At 55.0% G+C, this 3,327-nt stretch carries 2 protein-coding genes; both read left to right on the forward strand.

Going from position 1 to position 3,327, the window contains the following annotated elements:
* Positions 1 to 130: 130 nt before the first annotated feature.
* On the forward strand, positions 131 to 3,013 hold the full coding sequence (locus PKO02S_RS31705) for a golvesin C-terminal-like domain-containing protein (protein WP_164821818.1): 2,883 nt from the start codon (positions 131 to 133) through the stop codon (positions 3,011 to 3,013).
* 115 nt (positions 3,014 to 3,128) lie between these two features.
* The coding region (locus PKO02S_RS31710) for a type 2 periplasmic-binding domain-containing protein (protein ID WP_164821819.1) at positions 3,129 to 3,327 on the forward strand (199 nt) is incomplete at its 3' end.

Consider the following 3,327-nt stretch of genomic DNA (forward strand, 5'->3'; position numbering starts at 1 on the left):
CCTGGCCCTGGCCCTGGGGGTCCTGGCCCCGGCCCTGGGGGTCCTGGCCCCGGCCCTGGAGGCCCTGGCAACGGTAATGGCAACGGTAACGGTCCTGGCCCCGGCCACGGCCGTCCATAAGGAGGTAACGATGAATTTGAAACCGAAACTGCTGCAACTGTTGTCGCTTGGATTGGCTGCGATTATGCTGCTGACCGGGTGGGGGGCCGTGCTTCCTGCCGATCGGGCTTACGCGGACAACACCATCTACTACATCGACTCCGTGGGCGGAAACGACAATAACAACGGAACGAGCGAAGCGACCGCCTGGAGAAGCTTGAGCAAGGTGAACAACCGAAATTTTCTGCCCGGAGATCAAATCCTGTTCAAGTCGGGCGGTTCCTGGTCAGGCTCTCTGAAGCTGAAAAGCTCGGGCTCGGATGCCAATCCGATCGTGGTGGGCAAGTATGGCGACGGACCTGCGCCGGTCATCAACGCGAATGCCGACTACGCCGCGATCAACCTGGAGAACGTGCAGAATGTCACGCTGGAAAACCTGGAGCTCACCAACTTCAACCCTTCCAATCCGGATGATTACAAGACGGGGTATTACCGGAGAAGCGGGATCTGGATCAAGGCGTTTCACAACGGTCCTATGAAAAACATTACGATCCGCAACATGGATATTCACGATGTCACCGGGATGAATTTGACAGGCGAAGCGACGACGACAACCACGGACGGCAAGGACAAAGACGTGAACAAAAACGCGAACGCCGGTATCCAGATCAACGCTTGGGAGTTTGAAACGGGTAGACCGAAAGCGTATTTTGACGGTCTGACCCTGGAGAACAACCATATTCATGATTTGGCGGTTATGGGGGTCAATATCACGGCCTTCTCGACGGATGTGACGTATTTCAACCGCAATGTGACGATCAGAGGCAATACCGTTACCAACACCGGTGCGGACGGCATCGTTGTCGGGGTGACGATCAATCCGCTCATCGAGCATAATGTCAGCCTGGACGCCGGAGCGTATGCTCCAGGTATCAAATGGATTGCCGGGATCTGGGTTTGGAGAACCGACAGGGCGCTCGTGCAGTTCAACGAGGTCGGGCGGACGCGAGCCGAGATCAAGGCCGATTCCGATTCCTCCGCTTTTGATACGGATTTGGCTACGCGAGGCGACCATATTTTCCAATACAACTACACTCACGATAATGCGGGCGGCTACTTTATGGATATGGGGCAGCTCAAGAGCGGGATCAACATTCATCGCTACAACATCAGCCAGAACGATATGCGGGACGGGTGGCACAGCTACACCATGAACATCAACGACCCCGGGATGTATTACAACAACGTCTTCTATAACGATACGGGCATCGGGTTCCAGATGAAAAACAATGCGAACGCCACGTTCTTGAACAACGTCTTCTACGTAACAGGTCCTTCTCCGGTAACCGAGACGTATCCGACAGGACCTAAGTTCGTGAACAATGCCTTCTATGGCAAAGCCGCGCCGACACAAGGCAAGTACAACGTCGTAGGCGATCCTGGGTTCGTGGATCCGGGCAAAGGCGCGGACGGGTACAACACTGTAGACGGGTATAAGCTGAAGCCGGATTCGCCGTTGATCGGAGCGGGTACGGTGGTCGCGAACAACGGCGGAAGAGACTTCTGGAACAATCCGATCTACAGAGGGTTGCCGGATATCGGGGCATTCGAGGATGCGTCGGACGCCATCACGGACACGGTAGCACCTGCTGCGCCGACTTCGCTCGCTGTGACCGATTATACGGATTCGACCGTAACTTTGACCTGGTCGGCTGCCGAGAATGGCGTGGAATTGGATGCGGATATTTATAACGCGGCCAACGATGAGCGACTGGGGTCGGTGATTGCCAGCAATCGGGCTACCCTTTCGGGACTCACGCCGGATACGGATTACAGCTTCTATGTGGTGGCCAAGGACCGCAATTGGAATGCGTCCGCGTCTAGCTCAACCATTGCCGTAAAAACGAAGAAGTCCATCATTGTCGATAATCCGTCTGTAACCGGAGCCTGGACGGCTAGTACAGGAAGCAACTCCTACAATAATAACTTTGTGAGAATTGCAGCCGGCTCAGGCTTGAACACCGTCAGATGGACGCCGAATGTGACGATTCCCGGTTTTTACGCCGTGTATTACTACCTGCCGGATGGCGGCTCGAGTAGGGCGGGGAATGCGAAGTACACGGTCACTACCTCCGCCGGTTCCAAAACTTATCAGGTCGATCAAAGACCAGTAAGAGGCGGAACTTGGAACATATTGGGTATTCATACATTCAATGCAGGAACCTCCAGCTACATTCAGCTGAGCGATGCCGCCAATGGCGAGGTCGTAGCCGATGCGATTAAGCTTGTCTATCTGGACGGCTTCGGGTTGGATGATATCGTCAATATCCAGCTGTTCGCCGAGAAGCTGCAACTGCGAGCAGGCGAAACGACGAGATTCTCGGTAACCGGTGCCGATAGCGAGGGGCTGATGGTAGAGCTGCCGACGGATTCCGCGGAGCTGAGCTATTCCATCGATGATCCAACGATTGCTACTATTAACGGTGGAATCGTATCCGGGCTTTCCGACGGCGTAACTCGTTACCGTGCCACATTCAGCTATAACGGACGCACTGTAGAAAGCAATCCAGTAGAAGTCATCGTCGGACCGATGCTGTCTATTGAGACGCCGGTGTTCACCGATGCCGCTGGTCAAGTGGTCAGTACGATCGCTGCAGGTAAGATTAATGTCTCCTCGCGCGTGATCAACTCCTCGGAGAAGCATATGAACGCGACCCTCATCGTGGCGTTGTACTCACCAGCCGGCTTGGTGGAGTACAAGAGCCAGGAGATCGTCTTGAACAAGTACGACAACAATACGCTGACTCTCTCGGTCACCGTGCCCGAGTCCGCCCAAGGCTACTCCGTGAAGGCCTTCCTCTGGGATAACCTGAACGACATGACGGCTTTGACAGATCCAGCCGTGCTGCAATAACGTGTTGCACAACAAACAACCCGCTGAGCCCAACCGGCTCAAGCGGGTTGGGCTCAGCGGATTGTTTAATTCAGGCGCATCTGCTGCTCTCCGTTTGCATCTCATGACATAGTCAGTGAAAGCTCTCAAAAGCCTTATCGTGCTGGCAATCAGCTCCGGCCTATTAGCAGGCTGCGGCTCGACCGCACAACCGGATGCCCTGAAGGTCGATTTCCAGCACCCCTCCATCGGCAGCGAGAAGGAGCCGTTCAACCTGCTGATCGCGTCGGGCAACCTGCCGATGTCAGTGACGATATTTCTGGAAATTCAGCAGG

Source organism: Paenibacillus koleovorans NBRC 103111 (assembly GCF_004000845.1).
GTDB lineage: Bacteria > Bacillota > Bacilli > Paenibacillales > NBRC-103111 > Paenibacillus_AA > Paenibacillus_AA koleovorans.